Here is a 23152-nt window from a genome sequence, read left to right as displayed (position 1 = left end):
AAGTGAATCTGAAGAAGCCGTATTGCGTCAAACCAATCGCTTTAAAAAAGCTGGAACATCGCATCCTAACAAGTTTCAGAGACCTTTGCAACAACGAGATTTATAATATCATAGAGTAATTACATATGGCAATACGTTTTTCGACATTTTTTTAAAAAAAGTGTCGGATGTCAAATCTGCTTTCAAAGCCTCCACTTCTGCAACCGCCTTCATTTTACACGTCTTTTCGGATGATCTCTGCCTATTCAAACACATAGACACGTTTCAGGCCGCTCAAAAATGGCTATACATGAAACAAGTGACATTGTCATTGAAAAAGGAGGAAACAGTATGAGTTCATTCAAATTAGGAGATAAAATGCCCAACTTTTCACTTCCAACAATACAGGGCGATCACATTGATTTCGACAAACATTTAGAGGAGCATCAAAGCTGGCACCTCATCGTCTTCTTTAGAGGCTCATGGTGCCCAGTATGTGTAGAAGAATTAAAAGAGCTCGAACAGCAGCAATCATACTTTCAAGACAAGGATATCCACTTAATGACGATTTCAACGGATAACCCTGATGACTTGAAAGATTTTGCGGATAAAGAGGGGCTGTCCTTCCCGATCATGTCTGACCAGGATCTTACTTCATTAAAAGCATATGAAGTCCACTATCACGGAGAAGATGCTCCTTATGAAGATCACGGAGTGCACGGGGAACCTGCCTATTTCTTATTAAATGAAAAGGGCCAAGTCCTCTATCAGCAAAGACAAACAAGTCCGTTTGGCAGACCGCATGCCAACGAACTGCGCAAAATCATTCAGTACATCCGCAAAAACTTAAAAGGTCAATATAAAAGCATGAAATAAGAAAGAACCCTCATGATGAGGGCTCTTTTTTTATGATTGTCTTTTATTAAATAGCCAGTCTGCGGCGAAAAACACAAGAAGACCCGCCATGAGAATCACAAAAGTGACGGGTGGTCTGTCACCTTCGACATACGAGTACAGCGCATGTCCTCCTAATGCGAGAAGATAAAAGACAAACGCTGATACAGCTGCTTTATGTGAATTCGCTTGTTCTCTTTTCGTCATTTTTTTAAAAAACATTGTAGCTATTCCCCTTTATGCTGCCTTCTTCATCGTCACCCGGCGAAGTGCCCGCAAACGAATATATTCCATCGGACCCATTCTCCAAACCTTTAGACAAAACGCTGATATGGCAATTTGCAGAAGTGAAATGAGCAGCCATGCCAATACGATAAGAGGGGCGTTGATTTGTCCGCCAAGACCCAATCCCCAGCTATAAAAAAGAACCGAGCAGATGATATTTTGCAGGATGTAACAGCTGAGTGCCATTTTCCCTACATATTCAAACCAATTCCACATGAACCATGATTCCGTGTGAACCAGGAGCTTCGCAATGACAGCGATATAGAAAAGAGAAAGGAATGGCGAAAACGCATAGCGCACAACGAATTCCACTAGTTCGTTCGGAACGAAGACAAGTGCATTCAGCGGCAGACCCACCCACAGACCGACTCGGAATAGTATTTTCCGTAGAGATTGCCCGCGTTCGTTTGCATAAAAAACACCGGCTCTCATCATCCGCACACCTAATAAAAACAGAAATGTGTTCATTGGAATGATAAAGATCGCTTCTTCACGGTACATGAAAAAGTGTTGTAATCGTTCTTGAACCTGCGAGATCCATGTCTCTGGCAGCTGCTCTTCCAGCGCCGGTTCACTGCTTTGATCATACGATTCTGTCTCCATTTCAGAGAGGGAGAACACCATCAGACAGGACAGAACAAGCAAATGAATGACTCCAGAGAACATCATGCCTCTTTTGATGCGCTTGCTCCCTCCTCGTACAATAAATGCCACAAGCAAACCGGTCACAGCGTAACTCATGAGCACATCATATTCCATCACAAGTGCAAAATGGACAAAGCCTTCGATAAATAAAAATAAAAGAATCCATAAATATGTACCTGGCCAAGGCATGTTTTTTCTTTTGGCCTGCTGATATTTCAGCTCTAGCCCTACACCGAACATGATTGTGAGCAGTGAGAGCATTTTCCCATAGACGAACATGGAAACAAGGCTTTCTAGAAAACTGCCATGTTCATATTCATCTGCAATCTGATCTGTCGCAAAGGTATCCCCTGCATACGCAAAAAACCAGACGTTCGTTCCCAATGTGCCTAATATGGCAAAACCTCGTAAAATATCTAATAATCTTATTCTTTCTTTCACTAGAACGCTCCTTCCCCCTATACAGTTATCATATTTTGGTAATGATCGGAAGCCTGTTCTACTGAAATTAAGAAATATTTAAACAAAAAGACACCAGTAAAATGTGCAATTTTACTGGTGTCTGATCAGTCTATTATTATGGACGGTACACGCTGCGGACAACGTTCGTTTGGGAACGATCTGGTCCGACTGAGAAAATGGAAAGTGGAATACCTGTTAATTGTGAAATGCGCTCTAAATAATGACGGGCATTTTCAGGCAGTTCGCTTAAATTCTTCACGCCTGTAATATCCTCTGTCCATCCTGGCATTTCCTCGTAGACAGGCTCACATTTCGCTAGTTCATTTAGACTTGCTGGAAATTCTTCTGTGATTTCTCCGTTCAATTTATAAGCGACACAGATTTTCAATGTTTCAATCCCTGTCAGTACATCAATTGAGTTAAGAGATAGATCTGTAATCCCGCTCACACGGCGAGCATGACGGACAACGACACTGTCAAACCAGCCAACACGGCGCGGACGTCCAGTTGTTGTACCGTATTCACGGCCAACCTCACGGATTTGATCGCCAATTTCATCATGGAGTTCTGTCGGGAATGGGCCATCTCCAACACGTGTTGTGTACGCTTTTGACACGCCGACCACATGTTGAATTTTCGTTGGTCCTACACCAGAACCAATCGTCACTCCTCCAGCCACTGGGTTAGATGACGTGACAAATGGATATGTCCCTTGATCGATATCAAGCATAACGCCTTGTGCTCCTTCAAATAGCACACGGCGGCCTTCATCTAGTGCGTCATTCAAGACAACAGATGTGTCCACGACATATTTTTTCACTTGCTGGCCATATTCATAATACTCGTCTAAAATATCTTCAATCTTGAAGCCTTCTGTGTCGTACATTTTCTCTAAAAGACGATTTTTCTCTTCTAGATTACGTGCAAGCTTCTCTTCAAATACTTCACGATCTAATAGATCTGCGACACGGATACCGATACGAGCTGCTTTGTCCATATAAGCTGGTCCGATTCCTTTTTTCGTCGTACCGATCTTGTTAGCCCCTTTCCGCTCTTCTTCCACCTCGTCCAATTTTAAATGGTAAGGCAGAATCACATGGGCTCTATTGCTGATTCTGAGGTTATCTGTACTCACATTCCGTTCGTGAAGATACGCAAGCTCAGTGACCAACGCTTTAGGATCAACCACCATTCCATTACCGATGACACAAGTTTTCTCTTGATAAAAAATACCGGACGGAATGAGGTGTAGCTTGTAAGTCACTCCATCAAATTTGATCGTGTGACCTGCATTGTTCCCCCCTTGATAACGGGCAATCACCTCTGCATTTTCTGAAAGGAAATCGGTAATTTTCCCTTTCCCTTCGTCACCCCACTGCGTACCTACTACGACTACTGAAGACATATCGTGCACCTCCGTTAACCTTTCAAAACGTTATCTCTTTCAAACACATTTATTTTATCAATGCAAAACGAAAAAGTCAACGCGAAATCCGAACATTAATATCTCGAAATCAAATTTTGTTCGTTTTAATTATGAGAAAAAGCGCTTTAATCACTTCTTCAGCGCTTAAAAAGGGAGATTTTGAGTAAAAACAACTATTTTGATGGTTCCTAATTTCTATTGATTTTCAATTAAATGAATCATCGAGCTTGCCATAAAATCAGGTGAGTACGGTCTCCCTGTCCTCAACCACCATTCTGCTGTTCCAACATAAGCAGAAATGACGAATTGCTGCTGCATGTCGATTGGAACGAGATGTGGATGAGGCTTTGAGCCTGCGATTTCCTCTAACCCCATAGAAAAGCTTTCTTCAAAAAAAGCACGAACCGTTTCATGAATATTGAGCTCTCGTCCTCGTTTCAAAAGAATTTGATACTCCTCTTCATGTTCCTGCAAATGCTGATAAAATCGAAAAATATACACATAAGACGCATGCTCTTTTTTCACATCATCTTCTTGTACAGGAGCAAAAATGGCACATTTCATCACATCAAACATCTCATCCATCACCTGCTGGGCAAGATCAAATTTATCCTCATAATGCTGATAAAAGGTGGTGCGGTGGATGCCCGCCACTTTCGTCAAATCCTGTACAGAAATCTTCTCCCACTCTTTTTCTCTTAATAACTGAAATAACGCTTTTCTTAATTGCTGCTTCGATTCCGTTGCACGCTTATCCCCTCTGTAGCAGTCCGCCACAAGCCATTCTCCCCTTCCTATGAACTTCAACAGATTCCGCTTTTCTGTTGGTTGAATCCTCAAGGCTGATGAATTAACTTTAATCTAACACAATGAAAAAAAGGAAGCATCTGACAACCTATAAGGAGTGATGATCATGGAAACAACTACACCAACTGCCGTGCAAAAAGCGTTATTAAGAGGAAAAAACAAGCAGGATCCGTATAACCCATTTGATTGGTATGCCAACATGCGTCAGACATCACCTGTTCATTTTGACGAAGCCAGCCGAACATGGAGTGTATTCACCTATGAGGAAGCAAAACGTGTGACAATCGATAAAAATACCTTTTCTAGTCAGCCTCCTAAAGACCAGCGGAAGCATTCATTGATGAAAACAATGGTGATGATGGACCCGCCCAAACACACTCGAATCCGCTCCATTGTGAGCAAAGCCTTTACACCTCAAGTCATGAAATTGTGGGAGCCGCGTATTCAAGAATTGATGGAGGAACTCATGGCACAAATAGAAGGGAAAAACGAGATTGACCTAGTGCAAGCCATCTCTTATCCGCTTCCTGTCATTGTCATTGCAGAGCTTTTAGGTGTACCGTCAGAGCATAAACAATCCTTTAAAGAATGGTCTGATATTCTCGTCAGTATGCCTAAAAGTGAAGATGAGGAGGATGTCGCTGAATGGCAGAAAATTCGGGACCAAGGAGAGGCTGACATGATGGCGTTTTTTGCAGACATCATTGAAAGGAAACGTCACAACCTCGGTGAAGATTTGATTTCTCTCATTATTCAAGCGGAGGAGAATGGAGACAAACTGTCAGCGGATGAATTAATTCCATTCTGTAATCTTCTTCTTTTAGCTGGCAACGAAACAACCACCAACCTGATCTCCAATATGATCTTCAGCTTGTTAGAACAGCCGGGTGCGTATGAAGCGCTCGTTCAATCACCTGAGCTCATCCCGCGTGCTGTGGAGGAGGCCGTCCGTTTCCGTGCACCCGCTCCTACGATCGTCCGCTATGTCACAGAAGACACAGAGCTTGGGGGAAAAGTGCTGAAAAAGGGAGACAATGTGATTGTGTTTCTTGCTTCTGCCAACCGGGATGAGCGTCAATTTTTAAACGCACATGAATTTGATATACACCGTCACCCTAACCCTCATATTGGTTTCGGGCACGGCATCCATTTCTGTCTTGGCGCACCACTTGCCCGCTTGGAAGCATGTACTGCCATCAAGGCCTTATTGGACCGATATGAGTCACTAGAGCTCCTCTCCTATATGCCGATGACAAACAGCGGCATGTATGGGCTGAAAGAGCTGAAGCTGCGCGTCACACTTCGTTCATAACAGAAAAGACTCCCACCAAGCATGGGAGTCTTTTTTAAACGGGGGTAATTCCTTCTGTGTTCATGAGCACAACTCGATATCCATCTGGATCTTCAATGGTTGCCCCTCCTCGATCCCAGTATGGGTTCGTAGAGGTGACTTGCCGTCCGCCAAATGAGATCAGTCTCTCTTTCATCTGCTGAAACTCCTGTTCATCAGGAATATAAAAAACAAGCAGCTGTTCTGGATGCGGAACGGGCAGGCTCTCTTCTTCTTCATGTTTGGTGATTTCTAAATGAACATGCTGTTGAGGAAGCCCCAGCATCACACCATCGTATCCTTCATGCTGATCAAATGAACCTATTCGTTTGAGCCCTAAGCCTTTTTCATAAAAAGAAACAACCTCTTCCATGTTGACGGTTGGACGTGCGATGCGTAATTGAGCGGCTTCGAACTGTTGAAATTTCATCAGTCATCACTCCTTTTCTCCTTTTAGTATACGATTTCTCTCTCTCCCTCTCCTCCTCATTTCGACCGTTTTTCAATCATTCTTTCGATGTAGATCCATCAAAAAAAGCCCAGCTTCTTGAGCTGGGCTTTAAGCACCGGGCGGAACACCCGCATCGTCAAACCTTCTTTCCAGATTGACGAATTTGTTATATTCTTTGACGAACGCCAGTGATACTGTACCAACTGGACCGTTACGCTGTTTGGCAATGATGATTTCAATAATGTTCTTATTCTCTGATTCTTTGTCATAGTAATCATCACGATAAAGGAATGCCACGATATCGGCATCCTGCTCGATACTTCCTGATTCACGAATATCAGACATCATTGGACGTTTGTCCTGACGCTGCTCTACTCCGCGTGAAAGCTGAGACAAAGCAATAACCGGAACTTCAAGTTCCCTTGCTAGCGATTTTAACGCCCTAGAGATTTCAGAAACCTCTTGCTGACGGTTATCGCTTGATCGTCCGCTCCCTTGAATGAGCTGTAAGTAGTCAATCAGGATCATGCCAAGACCGTTTTCTTGCTTCAAACGGCGGCATTTCGAGCGAATTTCACTTACCCTGATTCCTGGTGTATCATCAATGAAAATCCCACTATTTGATAGCGAGCCCATCGCCATTGTCAGCTTGCCCCAGTCCTCTTCTGTCAGATTACCGGTTCTTAGGTTCTGTGCATTGATATTCCCTTCTGCACAAAGCATACGCATAACTAGCTGCTCAGCTCCCATTTCTAAACTAAAGATGGCGACACTTTCGTCCGTTTTGGTCGCAACATTCTGTGCGATGTTCAATGCGAAAGCCGTTTTCCCTACTGATGGACGAGCCGCGACAATAATTAAGTCATTTCGCTGGAATCCAGCAGTCATCCGGTCAAGCTCAGAGAATCCCGTTGGAATCCCTGTGATATCGCCTTTTCGGTTATGAAGCTGTTCAATATTATCATATGTCTGAACAAGAACGTCCTTAATGTTTTGGAAGGCTCCTGAGTTTTTACGCTGCGCCACTTCCATAATGGTCTTTTCAGCATCACTCAACAGATCCTCTACTTCATCCTCACGCGTGTACCCATCCTGTGCAATGGTTGTCGCCGTACGGATCAGACGTCTTAAAATTGATTTCTCTTCTACAATTTTTGCATAGTATTCAATGTTTGCGGCAGTTGGGACAGAGTTCGCAATATCGGTTAAATACGAAATCCCGCCTACCTCTTCTAGTAAATCTGTATTGGCAAGTTCAGAAGTCACCGTGACAAGATCGACCGGTTCCCCTCTATCACCAAGTACAAGCATCGCATTGTAAATCTTTTGATGCGACATTCTATAGAAATCCTCTGGAATTAATACCTCAGAAGCGAGCGTGAGCGCAGATGGTTCTAAAAAAACAGCACCTAATACGGCCTGCTCGGCTTCTATATTTTGCGGCGGCAGCCGGTCATCGAGAAGTTCCGTCATGCCAAGCACCGTCCTTTCATATAAAAATACGCTACTCATCATTTTAACATTTTCATCAATAAAAAAGTGAAAAACATCGACTATAGTCAAAATTACCATGAGGATGTTTCGTTGAACAGCCAACCAACGCATTTCAATAGAAAAGACTCTGTAACATAAATTGTTATAGAGTCCTTCTGTATCGGATTTTTATCTGTTGTAGTTCACACATGTGATCGACGCTCCAACATGGCATGTTCGAATGCGTTTTTTTAATCTATCGTTTTCTTAACTCCATAATTTTCTTTTTGCCCAATGTCTTGTAAAGACCCGTTTTGATAACCAATAGATAACACCAAATCGGGAATTGAATCAATCCCGTTTTTGGCTAGATCAAATAGCTGTGCACCATAATGTGAAGCGGCAATGCGTGCATTTTCTGCTGTGTATGGATTTTTCAGGAGTTCTTCTTTGTATATATCAAAAATATTCTTCCCGTTATCCGTTACAAATTGACCGTTTACAATGCTTAAATCTTTTAAATTGTAGCCTGTGACCGTTTTGATTTGATTAACAAGGTGGAATTTGGCAAGAGAATCAGGCGTGAATTGAGTAGAATCGTCAGATCTGCTTTTCATGATGTGGAAAAATAATTCTCTTGTATTGTTGGTTGTATTTAATAGGTCTTCTATTTGTTTGGTCAGCGATTCGTCTGTTGAACCACTCACCAATAATTTGAAATGATTTGGGTCAATGGTAAAAGTTAAATTTGTGTTTTTAGGAATGGTTATACCGTTTTTAGAGAATAAATCTTGCAATTGTTCGTTGACCTTTTGCCGATTGAATATTTTTTTCTCTACGCTTTCTTGGGTAGGATCGTACCGTTTTTCATTACGGAAGATGGCGTCATTAAAGTCATATTGACCTCCTTTATTATTCCTTGCCCAACTCATTTCCATAATGTAAGCAGCTTCTCTTTCCGGTTTTGTTAGATCACTTCTGAAATAAGAAGAATAAGGGTTTCTATACTTATTATATATATGGTCTTGAGGATCTTTGAATCGTTTATTTTGTTCATTTATTTTTTCGTATTTTTCATCTAGTATTTTCATCCGTCTATCAGCTTCGGTCATCACCTCATTTGTACTTTTAATAGCTGATTGACCTTTATAGTCGATTCGGTTCTGATTGTTTGAAGCACCTGCCGTGTATGACGTATTAATATTCATTTTGATTCTCCTTTTTAAAAAAATAGTGATTATTAAATATATCGGCAATTCAGTTAAAATTTGTTAGTTTTGATCCGATATAGTAATTATTACAAGGAGGGTTAAAATATGACAAATACTATCTTCAAACGTTTTTTATTACCTGCATTGGTATTAGTGCTTGTTACTAGTTTTTTTGCACCTAATTCTGCGGAAGCAGCTATTACAGGGAATAACAGTCCTAACACAGCAAGTTCAATGGGATATTGGAAAAATAGTCGTCCAGATACAACAATCTTACCTGAAGGTGAAAATGAAGCGTATTATCAGTTTACGATCAATAAAGGTGAAAGAGTTTATGTCAGAAGTTCTTATAATAAGCAATATACAGGGATGAATATCGAGGTGTATAATTCTAAATATTCTAGGACAGGGTCCGAAGTTATTAATCCTGATTCAGTAACGCCTTTTATTTTTGCTAATACTGGTGAAGTTACATCAACTTCAGAGACTTATTTTGTGAAAGTGACCCGTGGTACATATACAGGGAATATGTACTTTACTGTTTCCATTCAAGATCGTATTAAATCTGGGAATGGGACATTCAATTTTACGGGGACTTCTACCAACTTGGGGAATTCTTCTTTAAATTTTTTAGGAGTTGATTCTTCAGTCATTACAATGGATTTAACTAATAATTCCACAGTTCCTAAACGTGCTGTAGTTAAATCGATTACGACAACTAGTACCCAAACACCCAACCAAGGGAATGTCACACACAAACTGATGGCTAGTGAAAGTAATATTTGGTACACATCACTTTTTTCTTCTGCAACAAGCGGTTCTTACCGTATTTCTCTTGAAGATGAATTAAAAGTCGCTCAAAAATGGAACTTTAAGTACAACGCAAAAGCTACAGCGAGATCTACTATGAGCAATGTCAAAGCCGATATCCGTTACGAATATGATGTCACAGATGGATTCTAATTTAATGGTGTTTACAGACATGTTCACCAATTGATCAAAAAGTAAGGGTACATTCCCTTACTTTTTTAATTGTGTCATTTTTGATGCTATACTTCGCCACTTTTAAAACAGCTACGCATGATATTGAATAAGTTGTGAGATATGATCACCAGCTTTTTGCAAAATCCTCCTCTTTTTGCCTAAAAATATAAGGGGGTCTATAGACTCATTTTTCCTCAAAATTATTTCGAGAAGAAAAACCTATATTTATTCCTGAATCAAACAGAAGAAAATGGTAAATATTCCGAGGCAGTCAAGGTCTTTTGACATTTCTCCTCTTTTTAAATGACAAGGTCCGGTATTCCCTATTTCAAATCATTTGTTAGTGAGTTAGTCTGTTATTTTCTGAATATTAAGATTGAAATATCAAATACACAACTTTATGAACATTTGACTTCATAATTGATAACCATTATCATTTGATTTGCTTGCGTGATAGTTGAGAATCATTTTCATTTGGAGAAACCATTCTTCAATTACTACACTCATCCAATATCCGCAAGCCTGTTTTTATCATCGTATGAGGGTCGAATTTGAGGAAGGAGATTTTTTACATATGTCCAAACGCCCTGAAGGAATGGGTACTGAGGATTCACTTTTCGGAGAAAGCCGTCCTTTCTTTATATCTGGGACGGAGCAACTGGATATCACAGCACACCCATACAGACTTTTTATATTTAAACCGAATACTACTCCTCCAGCGGCTGGTTTTCCAGTCATGTACGTGCTTGATGGGAATTCACTTTTTGGCACAATGGTCGAAGCCATTCGTTTACAGTCAAGAAGACCTGAAAAAACAGGTGTCGTACCTGCCATCATTATTGGAATTGGCTATCAGACAGAAGCGCCCTATCATCCGCTCAGGCATTATGATCTCACTCTTACCAGCCCTGATGCTTCCATTGGGGGCAAAAGAAAGGACTTCTCCATCCATACATATGGCGGGGCCTCTGCTTTCTTTTCTTTTTTAGAAAAGACTGTAAAGCCTTATATCGAGCAACGCTTTCCGATCAACCTGAGTCGTCAAACACTGTTTGGGCATTCTCTTGGCGGTCTTTTTGTATTACACACACTATTTGAGCACCCTGATGCTTATCAGACATATATTGCGGGCAGTCCTTCTATCCACTGGAATAAAAAATTATTTCTAGAAAAAGAATACCAATTCACCAACCGTGTACGTCAGGTGCCTATGGATGTAAGGCTGTTTGTAGGTGTAGGTGAGCTAGAAAAACATCATCCATGTCAAATGAATGATCATGCAAAGTCACTAGCAAATCGTATGTTGCCTTTATCCTCATATGGCTTACATACGGCCTATCATGAGTTCCCTGAAGAAGGACATACGTCCGTTTTACCGGTGCTGATGAATTACGCTTTCCGTTTTGCACTCTATCATGATGATCCTTTAACAACCACAGACATGAAAGAAAGGTAGTGAACACATGAAACATAGTGGTCTATCTCAAAAGATTGCCCTTATCACAGGTGCAGGACAAGGTATTGGGCAAGCAGTCGCAAAAAGACTATCCGAAGAAGGTGCGATCATTGCAGCAGTTGACGCAAATGAAGATCAGCTGCAAAGCACCATCCAACAAATGAATGATGAAGGCATACGCGCCTTTGCCTATCCAGGTGACATTACCAATCAAGCTTCTGTTCAGCACATTGTCGATCAAATTGAAAAGCAGCTCGGACCCATTTATTTACTAGTCAATGTAGCAGGCATTCTTCGAATCGGTTCTATTGACCAGCTTTGTGCAGATGACTGGCAACAAACCTTCGCAGTCAACACACATGGTGTCTTTTACGTATCTCAAGCTGTCTCCAAATACATGATGAAAAGATCAGAAGGGGTCATTGTGACCGTCAGCTCTAACGCAGGTGCCATCCCTAGAATGAATATGGCTGCCTATGCCGCATCAAAAGCCGCAGCTACTTCCTTTACAAAAACGCTTGGATTAGAGCTAGCAGCCTATGGAATCAGATGCAATGTCGTCTCTCCTGGCTCTACCGCAACACCTATGCAATGGGCTTTATGGTCTGATGAACAAGGAGCAGATCAGGTGATTAAAGGTTCATTAGAGACGTATAAAACCGGTATTCCTTTACAAAAAATCGCTGATTCTCAAAACATCGCTGATGCAGTCATCTTCTTTGCATCTGAGCAATCCAGTCATATTACGATGCAGAATCTCACGATTGATGGTGGCGCAACACTCGGAATCTAGCATTTCATCAAAAAGGAGGCCTTTTCATGAAACATTCAATATTGTCGTCAGAAGAAAAAGTACAGTTGATTCAAGACTATCAGCCAGGCGCTTTTTTCCTTGCTTCCCCTAAACGTACGATACTGGCAGAAGGGATTTTCCAGCATATTGAAACCAATCAGCTAAATGAACTATCCACAAGGGTAGCTCACGTATTTGACGCTGCCAAACAAGCTGGTATTCGAACACCGATTGTTGCTGGTGCTGTTCCGTTTGATCCGGCGCAACCCGTTCGTTTAAGTGTTCCAATCCATGTACAGTTTAGTGATCCACTCGAATTTCATCAAGGTGATGAGGAGTCGGAAATGGCAGCTCCATCCTATGAGGTGACACCTGTCCCCTCTCCAGATGTCTACATGAATGGTGTGAACGAAGGGTTAGCTAAAATTGAGAAAGGAGAGCTTAGCAAAATCGTACTCTCTAGATCTCTCCATCTCAAATCAAATCGAGAAATTAATACGAAAGCAATACTTGAACGACTTGCTCGTCATAATACGACTGGCTATACGTTTGCTACAAATGTAGCTGACCCGGAATCTTCCCAAAAGCGCACACTGCTTGGGGCAAGCCCTGAGCTGCTTCTTTCAAAAACTGGTTCAACTGTTATTTCCAATCCACTTGCTGGTTCTCGGCCACGCAGTTCAGATCCAGTAGAAGACCAGCGTCGTCACGATGAACTCCTTACTTCAGCGAAGGATTTACACGAGCATGCAGTGGTTGTCGATGCTGTCACTAAAGCGCTTGCTCCTTACTGTCATACACTAGATGTGCCTGCATCACCATCCGTCATACAAACAGAAACGATGTGGCATTTATCTACTGTCGTTAAAGGTGAATTAGCAGATGCAGGTGTATCCTCAATTGATTTAGCGCTTAGCCTTCATCCAACACCCGCAGTATGCGGAACACCTACAGCAGATGCTCGTGAAGCAATCCAAGCGATTGAACCCTTCGATCGAGGATTTTTCACAGGAATGATCGGTTGGTCAGATGCAAATGGTGATGGTGATTGGATTGTCACCATTCGTTGTGCAGAAGCTGAGGGGCACTCCCTTCGCCTCTTTGCTGGTGCAGGAGTGGTCAAAGGATCAAAGGCAGAAGAAGAGCTAGCCGAAACATCTGCAAAATTCAACACGATGCTTCATGCGATGGGCATCCATCAGTTATAAAAATACATAGGAGATGACAAAACATGTTTGTTCAACCACCTACATGGCCAGAAGAATTTGCAAAACGCTACCGTGAAAACGGCTGTTGGCGTGGGGAAACCTTTAGCGGCATGCTTCGTGAACGCGCCGCATCGTTAGGGAATAAAACAGCAATTACATATGCTGATACGCACATGAGCTACCAAGAACTTGATGAGCGCGTCAGCAGTCTTGCCGCCGGTTTTCATCAGCTTGGAATTCAAAAGGGAAGTCGAGTTGTCGTTCAGCTTCCTAACATTCCTGCTTTTTTTGAAGTCATTTTCGCTTTATTTCGAATCGGTGCTTTACCCGTCTTCTCGCTACCATCTCATAGAAGCAGTGAAATCACTTATTTCATTGAGTTTGCCGAAGCAGACGCATATGTCATACCAGATATCGATGGCGGCTTTGATTATCGATCACTCGCACGTCAAGTGAAAGAAAAGCTTTCCTCATTACCTCATGTCATTGTCGCAGGGGAAGCTGAGGAATTCCTTTCCTTGGATGATCTGCGCAAAGACCCATCACTCGATCCTCAAATTCATGTAGAGGCAAGCGATATTGCGTTTCTTCAGTTATCTGGAGGCAGCACAGGCCTTTCAAAGCTCATTCCTCGCACACATGATGACTATATGTATAGTCTTTGGAAAAGCAATGAGGTGTGCGAGCTTACACAAGATAGTGTGTATCTAGCTACACTTCCAGTTGCACACAACTATCCATTAAGCTCGCCTGGAGTCCTTGGGACGTTATACGCAGGTGGAAGAGTCGTTCTTGCACCTGGATCAAGCCCTGATGTAGTCTTTCCACTCATTGAAAAAGAACGAGCAACCATTACCGCTGTCGTTCCACCTATCGCATTGATTTGGCTAGAGGCTGCTCCTCATCGATCAGATGACTTATCCAGCCTTGAGGTCTTGCAAGTAGGTGGTGCTAAATTCAGTGCTGAGGCAGCAAAACGAGTGATGCCTGCCCTTGGGTGTAAATTACAGCAAGTTTTTGGCATGGCAGAAGGTCTGGTCAACTATACCAGATTAAATGATCCTGAACATGTCATTATTCATACACAAGGACGCCCGATGTCTGAATATGATGAGGTACTAGTGGTAGATGATGAGGACAAGCCCGTCCCGAATGAAGTGGCTGGACATCTTTTAACAAGAGGACCTTATACGATTCGTGGCTACTATAAAGCTGATGAACAAAACAAAAAAGCATTTACACCCGATGGCTTTTACAGAACAGGTGACATCGTGCGATTAACCAAAGAAGGAAATGTTGTTGTAGAAGGCAGAGACAAGGATCAAATCAATCGTGGTGGCGAAAAGGTTGCCGCTGAAGAAGTTGAGAACCATTTACTTGCGCACCCTGACATTCATGATGCCGCCATGGTGTCCATGCCAGATCCATTTCTTGGCGAACGCTCATGTGCCTTTGTTATTGCAAAAGGAAACAACAAGCCAGCACCACACGCATTAAAGTCATTTCTAAGAGAACGCGGGCTCGCTGCCTATAAAATTCCCGACCGCATTGAATGGATCGATGCGTTCCCACAAACAGGTGTAGGCAAAGTCAGTAAAAAAGCATTAAGAGAATTAGCTGCAATCCATACTGCCAACGTATAAAAAAAGAGGAGTGAAAACCATGGCAATCCCTACTATTCCTGCGTATCCAATGCCGAGCACACAAGATTTACCCGAAAATAAAGTGAACTGGATACCGGATCCGAAACGTGCTGTTCTGCTGATACATGACATGCAACAATATTTTTTAAATGCATTTCAACAAGATACATCACCGATCACAGAGTTAGTTCAACATATTGAACAATTACGTAATACATGCAATGAACTTGGAATTCCAGTCGTCTATACAGCTCAACCTGGTGACCAAGACCCGAAGGATCGTGCCTTATTAACAGATTTTTGGGGACCTGGACTTGGTGATGATGAAGCATTGACAAAAATCATTGATCAGCTTGCTCCATCTGAAGCAGATACAATGCTGACAAAATGGCGTTATAGCGCATTCAAAAAATCCAATTTTTTAGATATTCTTCAAGAAGGCGGGCGTGATCAACTGATCATTACTGGCGTATATGCACATATTGGCTGTATGCTGACAGCCGCAGAAGCATTCATGCTCGATATTGAAACCTTTTTTGTCGCCGATGCCGTTGCTGACTTTTCACTTAAGCATCACAAAATGGCAATGACCTATGCAGCTGAACGCTGTGCGGTCACCACAACGACAAACCAAATCATTAGTCGTTTAACAGGACAGGAAGCAGACGATGACCTATCTTTTGAGGCCATCCTTCACCAAGTAGCTGAGTATCTCGAAATCAAGCCGAATGAAATACCGCTTGACGAGAATCTCGTCTACCTTGGGCTTGATTCTATTAGAATGATGAGCCTAGCGGAAAAGTGGAGACAGCAAGGAATGACAGTCAATTTCGTTGAGCTTGCAGCAAATCCAACGCTCACTCATTGGCGAACTCTTCTTTTCTCAGAAAAACAGCCATCTATCCCAAATATTGATTACATGTAAAGGAGGTATAGACCCTTGTCGATCCAGTCAGTCGATTCATTCCCACTAACCGGTGCCCAATCAGGCATATGGTATGCGCAGCAGCTTGATCCATCTAATCCCATTTTCAATACAGCTGAGTATATAGATATTAAAGGTTATATTGACCCCATACACTTTGAAGCAGCCATTAGAAAGACTGTCTTAGAAGCAGATTCCTTGTATATGCGCTTCGTTGAGGATACTGACGGTCCAAAGCAATGGTTTACATCTAAGAAAGAGATTCCATTTCAATATATCAATTTACAATATGAAAAACAGCCGCTTGATGCGGCTAAAGCATGGATGAATGCAGATCTTTCAACATCAGTCTCTTTAGAGAAAGATGTATTATTCCGTGAAGTACTTTTTCAACTTGCTGACGACCGATTTATCTGGTATCAGCGCATTCATCACATTGCCATTGATGGATTCGCCTTTTCGCTCATTGCACGCCGTGTTGCTGAGGTCTATTCAGCCCTATCGAAAGGGACACCTGTGCCTCCTCAAACATTTGGAGCCTTACATGACGTAGTCCAAGAGGAGATCACCTATCAACAGTCCAATCGGTATGAAGAGGATCGAGCGTTTTGGAAAAATCGCTTTGCTGATCAACCTGAAATTGTGAGCCTTGCTGAGCTTGCCCCAAGAACTTCAGATGATTTTATCCGAAAAACCGCTAGCTATGATGCTGAAAAGGTAAGCAAAATGAAAAAAATTGCTCAAGCTTTCGGTTGTACCTGGCATGAAATGATTCTTGCCGCATCCGCTCTATATATGCATCGTATGACTGGTGCACACGATATTGTTTTAGGATTGCCTGTTATGATGCGCCTTGGATCTTGCGCCTTGCAAACACCCGGAATGGTCATGAACCTAGTACCGCTTCGTTTAACATGCAAACCAGAAATGACGCTCTCAGCACTTGTTCGCCAAGTATCTGATGAACTGAAAGCCATTCGGCCTCATCAAAGATATCGTCACGAAGACATGCGGAGAGACTTTAAACTCATCGGAAGAAATCAACGATTATTCGGCCCACAGATCAATATCATGCCATTTGATTATGATCTCATGTTCGATCAGAGCATTGGTCAAGCACATAATCTTTCAGCAGGACCCGTAGATGATTTATCGATCAACATATACGACCGCGCGGACGGGAACGGATTTCAAATCGACTTTGATGCAAACCCTGCCGTTTACAAAGAGCAAGCAGTTGACGCTCATCAGCATCGTTTTCTTCAATTGCTGGAGGAAATAACTGGACTAGAACAAGATCAGACAATCAGTCAATTCAACCTTCTTTTGTCTAAAGAAAAAGAGAACATCCTCAAGCACTGGAATGATACAAAACGAGAATTACCAAAAGAATCTTTACGGGAACTATTTGAAAAACAAGTCAGCAAAACACCACAAGCAAAAGCAATACAGTTTGAAGGAACCACTTTGACCTACGAAGAGTTAAATCAACGGGTAAATCAATTAGCTCATTATTTGAAAAGGCATGGCATCGGACCAGAACAATTTGTCGCAATTGCTCTGCCTCGATCCATCGATATGGTCGTAAGTCTGTTGGCCGTCGTCAAAACAGGAGCCGCATATCTGCCATTAGACCCTGATTACCCTAGCGATCGTGTCGCCTATATGCTAAATGATGCCAAACCAGCGTGCTTGCTCACAGTCAAAGAGACCGCAGACCGTTTGGACCATCCACACATCGTTCAACTCGATGATTCAACTGTTTATCAGGAGATCGTAGGGAGTCCGCATCTCAATCCGACCTGGAACGAAGGCTCTCCACATCACCCGGCTTACATCCTCTACACGTCAGGATCGACAGGCAAACCAAAGGGTGTTGTTGTAACAAAACGAAATGTGATCAACTTTATATTGTCCATGCAAGATTCATTTTTATTAGATCAAGGAGACCAGCTTTTAGCGGTAACGACCATTGCCTTTGATATTTCCGGGCTAGAAATGTTCCTCCCACTCTTACATGGGGCTGCTCTTTTATTGGCAAAAAAAGAAATCATACAAGAGCCAGCAAAGCTTTCAGACATGATTCGTTCTCATCATGTCACAATCATGCAGGCAACACCAACGTTGTGGCATGTATTGGCAGATGAATACCCTGACGTGATAACAGGTATGCGTGTTCTTGTTGGAGGAGAAGCACTCCCTGCCTCCCTTTTGCACACATTGCAATCTCTTCAATGCGACATTACCAATTTGTACGGACCTACAGAAACGACGATCTGGTCTACGATGGAAAATGTCACAGCACATCAAGAGAATAGCGGGCCGCCAATTGGCAAACCCATTTGGAATACGAGTATTTACATTTTAGATGAAGGGCTAAACCCTGTCCCAGCAGGATCAATCGGTGAACTTTATATTGCAGGTGAAGGAGTATCCAGAGGATATCTTGGACGATATGATTTAACGGCTGAACGTTTTGTGGCTGATCCATTCGGTACAAAAGGCACGAGAATGTATCGTACTGGTGATTTAGCCAGATGGCGTGAGGATGGTTCAATTGATTATATCAGCCGTGCCGATCATCAAATTAAAATCCGCGGCTTCCGTATTGAACTAGGTGAAATCGAAACCGTGATTATGCAACACCAATCCATAAAGCATACATCTGTTATCGTTCGTGAGGATCAACCTGGACAACAGCTGCTTTGTGCGTATGTTGTGCTGACAGATGGCACTTCTCTGCACCCTTCAGAGCTCAGGCAGTTTGTGGCTGCATCACTTCCTGATTACATGGTACCTTCTGCTGTTGTCGTTTTGCCAGACCTTCCACTTACACCAAACGGCAAAATCGATCGCAAAGCATTACCAGCACCAAATATGTCTTTAGTTAGTTCTGACCGTACACCTAGAACGCCCCAAGAAGACATGTTATGTAGTTTATTTGCAGAAACCCTTGGCCTATCTCAAATTGGCATAGATGATAGTTTCTTTGACTTAGGCGGACATTCCTTACTCGCCGCTCGTCTGCTTAGACGTATACGCGATACACTTGGTGCAGACCTAAGCATGAGTACCATTTTTGAATCACCTCGAGTTGCTGAGCTTGCGCAGCACATTGACAAAGCGAAGGACATTCGGCCGCCGCTTCAGGTAGAAAACAAGCCAGATGAGATTCCGTTATCCTTTGCCCAAAAACGGCTCTGGTTCCTTCATTGCCTTGAAGGGCCAAGTCCAACTTACAATATCCCACTTGTCATTCAGCTGACAGGTACACTAGATCAAAAAGCTTTAATTGGTGCATTGGCAGATATCACTGAAAAACATGAAACCCTTAGAACCATTTTTCCAAATAAGAACGGCATGCCAAGACAGGTCATTTTACATCCAAAAAGTGTTCAGCCTGAACTCCATGTCACAGCTTCAAGCGATCAACAAATTGAGAATCAGTTAAACGAAGCCATTCGCTATAGCTTTAAGATTGAAGAAGAACCCGCACTGCGAGCAGATTTATTCATGCTTGATGCAAATCGATCCGTACTGCTTCTATTGCTGCATCACATCGCTGGTGACGGCTGGTCACTTGCACCATTGACACGAGACTTAGCTGCTGCTTACGAAGCACGTATACAAGGGAAATCACTCTCCTTGCCAGCCGAACCTGTTCAATATGCTGACTATGCTATTTGGCAGCAGAAGCTGTTGGGCAGTGAAGAAGAGACGGATAGTCTATTTGCCAAGCAACTAAGCTATTGGACAGGTGCCTTACATGACCTGCCAGAAGAACTGGAGCTTCCCTATGACTTCCCGCGTCCACAGGAAGGAAGCTTCAACGGTGCTACGATAGACTTTACGATTGAGCCCGCTTTACACCAGCTGCTCCTTGAGCTTGCAAAGCAGCATCAAGTGAGTTTGTTCATGGTGCTTCAAGCATCACTTGCAGCATTACTGACACGCCTTGGGGCGGGGACAGATATCCCAATTGGCAGTCCAATTGCTGGACGGAATGACGATGCACTTGACGACATTGTGGGATTGTTTGTGAACACACTAGTATTACGTACAAATACAGCTGGTAATCCAACCTTTAGTGAGCTATTGAAGCGAGTTCGAGACGTTGACTTAGCAGCCTATGAGCATCAGGATCTGCCATTTGAACGGCTAGTCGAAATCCTAAATCCAACCCGATCCAGATCACGCAATCCATTGTTCCAGGTCATGCTTGCCTTCCAAAATACACCGAAGGCGGAAATGAAGCTGACACAACTTGACTCAGATCTCTACGTGAAACCAGTAGGGTCAGCTAAATTTGATCTGACCATCGAATTGACAGAACAAAGAACTGAAACTGGATCAGCAGCAGGATTAACAGGTTTGTTTGAATTCAGTACAGATGTATTTAAACAAAGCACCATTCGAGCAATCGCTGACAGAATGAAGCGCTTTTTAACAGAAGTAGCTGAGCGCCCACACCTGCCGATTGGTCAAGTGAACATTTTGTCGGATAAAGAACGACAAACATTTCTCCCTGACAAAAAGACATTCGCTCAGTTAGACCAAGCACCTAGTCTCCCAGCCTTATTTGAAAAAACGGCGCAGCAATACCCTGATCGAGTGGCTGTAACGGATGGCAATCAACAGCTTACCTATGAAGAGTTAAACAACAAAGCCAATCGACTTGCTCATTTATTAATAGAAAGAGGCGTTGGACCAGAACAGTTCGTTGCACTTGCCCTGCCTAGATCAATCGATATGCTCGTAAGCTTATTAGCCGTTCATAAAGCAGGCGCAGCCTATGTTCCGCTTGATCCTGACTATCCAGCAGACAGGCTGGCATACATGATACAAGATGCCAAACCCGTTTGCAGCATCACAACAAAAGCAGATGCAGTGCATCTCCCTGCTGATTGCGATTTGATTTTGTTAGACGAAAAAGAAACGAGCGATCAATTGCTGACTACGCCAAATCACAATCCGGCTGATATAGACAGAATTGAGCCACTATCTTCTCTGCATCCGGCCTATATTATTTATACATCCGGTTCTACCGGGAAACCAAAAGGAGTGGTCATCCCACACCAAAATGTCATCCGTCTTCTGACATCTACTGCACATTGGTTCCATTTTGATGAAGAAGATGTTTGGACAATGTTTCATTCGTATGCCTTTGATTTTTCAGTATGGGAAATATGGGGACCACTTTTATATGGAGGTCGACTTGTCATTGTACCTCATACCATCTCTCGCTCTCCAGAAGAGATGCTGCAGCTTCTAGTCGAGGAAGGTGTGACTGTGCTTAATCAAACACCTTCTGCCTTCTATCAGCTCATGCAGATAGACAAGGAACAACAGACACTTGGTCAAGCATTATCACTCCGCTATGTCATCTTTGGCGGTGAAGCATTAGAGCTTAGCAGATTAGAAGATTGGTACAGCCGTCACCCAGACTGTAAGCCAAAGCTAATTAACATGTACGGCATTACAGAAACCACCGTACACGTTACGTACAATATACTCAATCGAGACATGATCGCAAAGAAATCCAGTAGCTTAATAGGCGAACCGATTCCTGATCTACACGTTTACGTACTAGATGAATACCTACAACCTGTTCCCCCTGGGACGACAGGTGAAATGTATGTAGCTGGAGCTGGCTTGGCAAGAGGTTATCTAAGCAGGCCTGACCTGACCTCAGATCGATTCCCTGCCGACCCTTATGGAGCACCTGGCACAAGGATGTATCGTACAGGTGACCTCGCACGCTGGACAGAAGAAGGGGCACTTGATTACATTGGCAGAGCTGATCACCAAATTAAAATACGCGGGTTTAGGATTGAACTTGGAGAAATCGAAGCCGTTCTGGCACGCCACGATGCAGTTGCACAAGTTGCCGTCATTATGCGAGAGGATCAGCCTGGTGACAAACGCTTAGTCGCATATATCGTAAAAACTGAAGAAGACTGTTTCGATGCAGAGACCCTTCGTCATTTTGCCGCAGCCAGTCTTCCTGATTACATGGTGCCTGCGGCATATGTACAGATTGATACCATGCCACTTACAGCAAACGGGAAGCTTGATCAAAAATCACTGCCGGCACCTCAATTGCATATAAAGCAAACGGATGGCCGCGGCCCAAGAAATCCGAAGGAGGAAATCCTATGTCATCTCTTTGAAGAGGTGCTTGATTTGCCAAAAATCAGCATTGACGATCGCTTTTTTGACATTGGCGGGCATTCCTTACTTGCGGTTCGTTTAATCAGCCGCATTCGTGATGCACTTGGTGTCAAACTAAGCATCGGAACGTTGTTTGAAGCACCAAATGTTGCAAGTTTGGCAGAGAAACTAGAAACAGGAAGCGATGAAAACGCACTAGAAATCTTGCTGCCACTACGAACAAATGGAGAAAGATATCCTCTCTTCTGTGTTCACCCAGCAGGTGGTCTTAGCTGGTGCTATGCAGGTCTCTTGAATACATTAGAGAAAGACATCCCTATTTATGGATTACAGGCACGAGGAATCGCAAGAAAAGATGACTACCCGCGCACACTAGATGATATGGCTGCGGATTATATCAAGCACATCCAAACGATTCAGCCAAAAGGCCCTTATCATCTTCTTGGCTGGTCACTAGGCGGAAACGTTGTACAGGCAATGGCTACACAGCTCCAGCAGCAAGGTGAAGAAATCTCACTCGTTGCGATGCTGGATGCCTATCCGAACCATTTCTTACCGATTAAAGAAGCACCTGATGAAGAAGAAGCACTAATCGCTCTTCTTGCGCTCGGCGGTTATGATCCAGATACCTTAACAGATGAACCGCTCACAATGAAAAGTGCCGTCGACATCTTGAAAAAAGATGGCAGTGCACTAGCAAGCTTAAGTGAAGATGCCATTAGAAATCTAAAAGAAACCTATGTCAATTCAGTTCGATTGCTCGGAGAATATCAGCCAAAAACTTATCATGGAGATATATTATTCTTTAGATCTACCATTATCCCAGATTGGTTTACACCAATTGATCCCGAAGCATGGGCACCTTATATCAACGGAAAAATTGAACAGCACGACATTCATTGCCGGCACAAAGACATGTGCCAGCCTAAACCCCTAGCAGAAATCGGTGTCATCTTAGACAACACACTGCATCGGGTCAAACAAAAGCACTAAGAATAAAGGAGAGATG

16 protein-coding genes are annotated in these 23152 nt (G+C 42.9%); 9 read left to right on the top strand and 7 right to left on the bottom strand.

The window, feature by feature from the left end; all coding sequences use genetic code 11:
* The first annotated feature begins 330 nt into the window (after positions 1 to 330).
* Positions 331 to 855: a peroxiredoxin family protein gene (locus C6347_RS00315; protein ID WP_106071258.1), complete on the top strand. Its 525-nt coding sequence runs from the start codon at positions 331 to 333 to the stop codon at positions 853 to 855.
* 30 nt (positions 856 to 885) lie between these two features.
* Here the strand turns inward: C6347_RS00315 and C6347_RS00310 are convergent, their stop codons facing one another.
* The 4 genes from C6347_RS00310 to C6347_RS00295 form a co-directional block, all read right to left on the bottom strand.
* Complete coding sequence (locus C6347_RS00310) at positions 886 to 1095, bottom strand: hypothetical protein (protein ID WP_106071257.1); 210 nt, start codon at positions 1093 to 1095, stop codon at positions 886 to 888.
* Positions 1096 to 1110: 15 nt separating this feature from the next.
* The gene (locus tag C6347_RS00305; RefSeq protein WP_106036346.1) at positions 1111 to 2244 is read right to left on the bottom strand and encodes a DUF418 domain-containing protein; all 1134 of its coding nucleotides are present in this window, start codon (positions 2242 to 2244) and stop codon (positions 1111 to 1113) included.
* Between the two features lie 136 nt (positions 2245 to 2380).
* On the bottom strand, positions 2381 to 3670 hold the full coding sequence (locus C6347_RS00300) for an adenylosuccinate synthase (protein WP_034660617.1): 1290 nt from the start codon (positions 3668 to 3670) through the stop codon (positions 2381 to 2383).
* Positions 3671 to 3886: 216 nt separating this feature from the next.
* Positions 3887 to 4498, bottom strand: a complete 612-nt coding sequence (locus tag C6347_RS00295; protein ID WP_223251415.1) for a TetR/AcrR family transcriptional regulator — start codon at positions 4496 to 4498, stop codon at positions 3887 to 3889.
* A 106-nt stretch (positions 4499 to 4604) separates the two neighbouring features.
* On the opposite strand from C6347_RS00295, the gene C6347_RS00290 reads away from it, so the two are divergent.
* Positions 4605 to 5810: a cytochrome P450 gene (locus C6347_RS00290; protein WP_106071256.1), complete on the top strand. Its 1206-nt coding sequence runs from the start codon at positions 4605 to 4607 to the stop codon at positions 5808 to 5810.
* Between the two features lie 34 nt (positions 5811 to 5844).
* Here the strand turns inward: C6347_RS00290 and C6347_RS00285 are convergent, their stop codons facing one another.
* From C6347_RS00285 to C6347_RS00275, 3 genes are all read right to left on the bottom strand, one after another.
* On the bottom strand, positions 5845 to 6258 hold the full coding sequence (locus tag C6347_RS00285) for a VOC family protein (protein WP_060597683.1): 414 nt from the start codon (positions 6256 to 6258) through the stop codon (positions 5845 to 5847).
* Between the two features lie 129 nt (positions 6259 to 6387).
* The gene (dnaB, locus tag C6347_RS00280; RefSeq protein WP_003214779.1) at positions 6388 to 7752 is read right to left on the bottom strand and encodes a replicative DNA helicase; all 1365 of its coding nucleotides are present in this window, start codon (positions 7750 to 7752) and stop codon (positions 6388 to 6390) included.
* 251 nt (positions 7753 to 8003) lie between these two features.
* Positions 8004 to 8960: a DUF4885 family protein gene (locus C6347_RS00275; RefSeq protein WP_106042805.1), complete on the bottom strand. Its 957-nt coding sequence runs from the start codon at positions 8958 to 8960 to the stop codon at positions 8004 to 8006.
* Positions 8961 to 9068: 108 nt separating this feature from the next.
* Between C6347_RS00275 and C6347_RS00270 the strand changes: the two genes are divergently transcribed.
* The 7 genes from C6347_RS00270 to C6347_RS00240 all read left to right on the top strand — a co-directional run bounded on the left by C6347_RS00270 (position 9069) and on the right by C6347_RS00240 (position 23136).
* Positions 9069 to 9926, top strand: coding sequence for a hypothetical protein (locus C6347_RS00270; RefSeq protein WP_106031728.1), 858 nt, complete (start codon positions 9069 to 9071; stop codon positions 9924 to 9926).
* Positions 9927 to 10521: 595 nt separating this feature from the next.
* Complete coding sequence (locus C6347_RS00265; RefSeq protein WP_106071255.1) at positions 10522 to 11403, top strand: alpha/beta hydrolase; 882 nt, start codon at positions 10522 to 10524, stop codon at positions 11401 to 11403.
* 7 nt (positions 11404 to 11410) lie between these two features.
* Positions 11411 to 12196, top strand: coding sequence for a 2,3-dihydro-2,3-dihydroxybenzoate dehydrogenase (locus C6347_RS00260; protein ID WP_106071254.1), 786 nt, complete (start codon positions 11411 to 11413; stop codon positions 12194 to 12196).
* A gap of 26 nt (positions 12197 to 12222) precedes the next feature.
* Positions 12223 to 13404 (top strand): isochorismate synthase DhbC, encoded by a 1182-nt coding sequence (gene dhbC / locus C6347_RS00255; RefSeq protein ID WP_106047968.1) that lies wholly within the window; start codon positions 12223 to 12225, stop codon positions 13402 to 13404.
* A gap of 23 nt (positions 13405 to 13427) precedes the next feature.
* Complete coding sequence (locus C6347_RS00250) at positions 13428 to 15047, top strand: (2,3-dihydroxybenzoyl)adenylate synthase (protein ID WP_106031724.1); 1620 nt, start codon at positions 13428 to 13430, stop codon at positions 15045 to 15047.
* A gap of 19 nt (positions 15048 to 15066) precedes the next feature.
* Positions 15067 to 15972 carry an isochorismatase family protein gene (locus C6347_RS00245; protein WP_106071253.1) on the top strand — a complete coding sequence of 302 codons (906 nt, stop codon included), beginning with the start codon at positions 15067 to 15069 and terminating at the stop codon, positions 15970 to 15972.
* Between the two features lie 15 nt (positions 15973 to 15987).
* Entirely contained in the window at positions 15988 to 23136 is a 7149-nt protein-coding gene (locus tag C6347_RS00240) for an amino acid adenylation domain-containing protein (RefSeq protein WP_106071252.1), read from the top strand.
* Positions 23137 to 23152: the final 16 nt, after the last annotated feature.

The sequence above is a fragment of the Bacillus sp. NMTD17 genome (assembly GCF_002998735.1).
Classification (GTDB): Bacteria; Bacillota; Bacilli; order Bacillales; family Bacillaceae; genus Bacillus.
The sequence above is the reverse complement of the archived record's forward strand: the minus strand, read 5'-3'. Positions and strand labels throughout refer to the sequence as shown.

Coding starts and splice junctions, on each gene's coding strand:
- C6347_RS00315 (WP_106071258.1), top strand. CDS start 331: ATGAGTTCATTCAAATTAGGAGATAAAATGCCCAACTTTTCACTTCCA.
- C6347_RS00310 (WP_106071257.1), bottom strand. CDS start 1,095: ATGTTTTTTAAAAAAATGACGAAAAGAGAACAAGCGAATTCACATAAA.
- C6347_RS00300 (WP_034660617.1), bottom strand. CDS start 3,670: ATGTCTTCAGTAGTCGTAGTAGGTACGCAGTGGGGTGACGAAGGGAAA.
- C6347_RS00290 (WP_106071256.1), top strand. CDS start 4,605: ATGGAAACAACTACACCAACTGCCGTGCAAAAAGCGTTATTAAGAGGA.
- C6347_RS00285 (WP_060597683.1), bottom strand. CDS start 6,258: ATGAAATTTCAACAGTTCGAAGCCGCTCAATTACGCATCGCACGTCCA.
- dnaB (WP_003214779.1), bottom strand. CDS start 7,752: ATGACGGAACTTCTCGATGACCGGCTGCCGCCGCAAAATATAGAAGCC.
- C6347_RS00275 (WP_106042805.1), bottom strand. CDS start 8,960: ATGAATATTAATACGTCATACACGGCAGGTGCTTCAAACAATCAGAAC.
- C6347_RS00270 (WP_106031728.1), top strand. CDS start 9,069: ATGACAAATACTATCTTCAAACGTTTTTTATTACCTGCATTGGTATTA.
- C6347_RS00265 (WP_106071255.1), top strand. CDS start 10,522: ATGTCCAAACGCCCTGAAGGAATGGGTACTGAGGATTCACTTTTCGGA.
- C6347_RS00260 (WP_106071254.1), top strand. CDS start 11,411: ATGAAACATAGTGGTCTATCTCAAAAGATTGCCCTTATCACAGGTGCA.
- dhbC (WP_106047968.1), top strand. CDS start 12,223: ATGAAACATTCAATATTGTCGTCAGAAGAAAAAGTACAGTTGATTCAA.
- C6347_RS00250 (WP_106031724.1), top strand. CDS start 13,428: ATGTTTGTTCAACCACCTACATGGCCAGAAGAATTTGCAAAACGCTAC.
- C6347_RS00245 (WP_106071253.1), top strand. CDS start 15,067: ATGGCAATCCCTACTATTCCTGCGTATCCAATGCCGAGCACACAAGAT.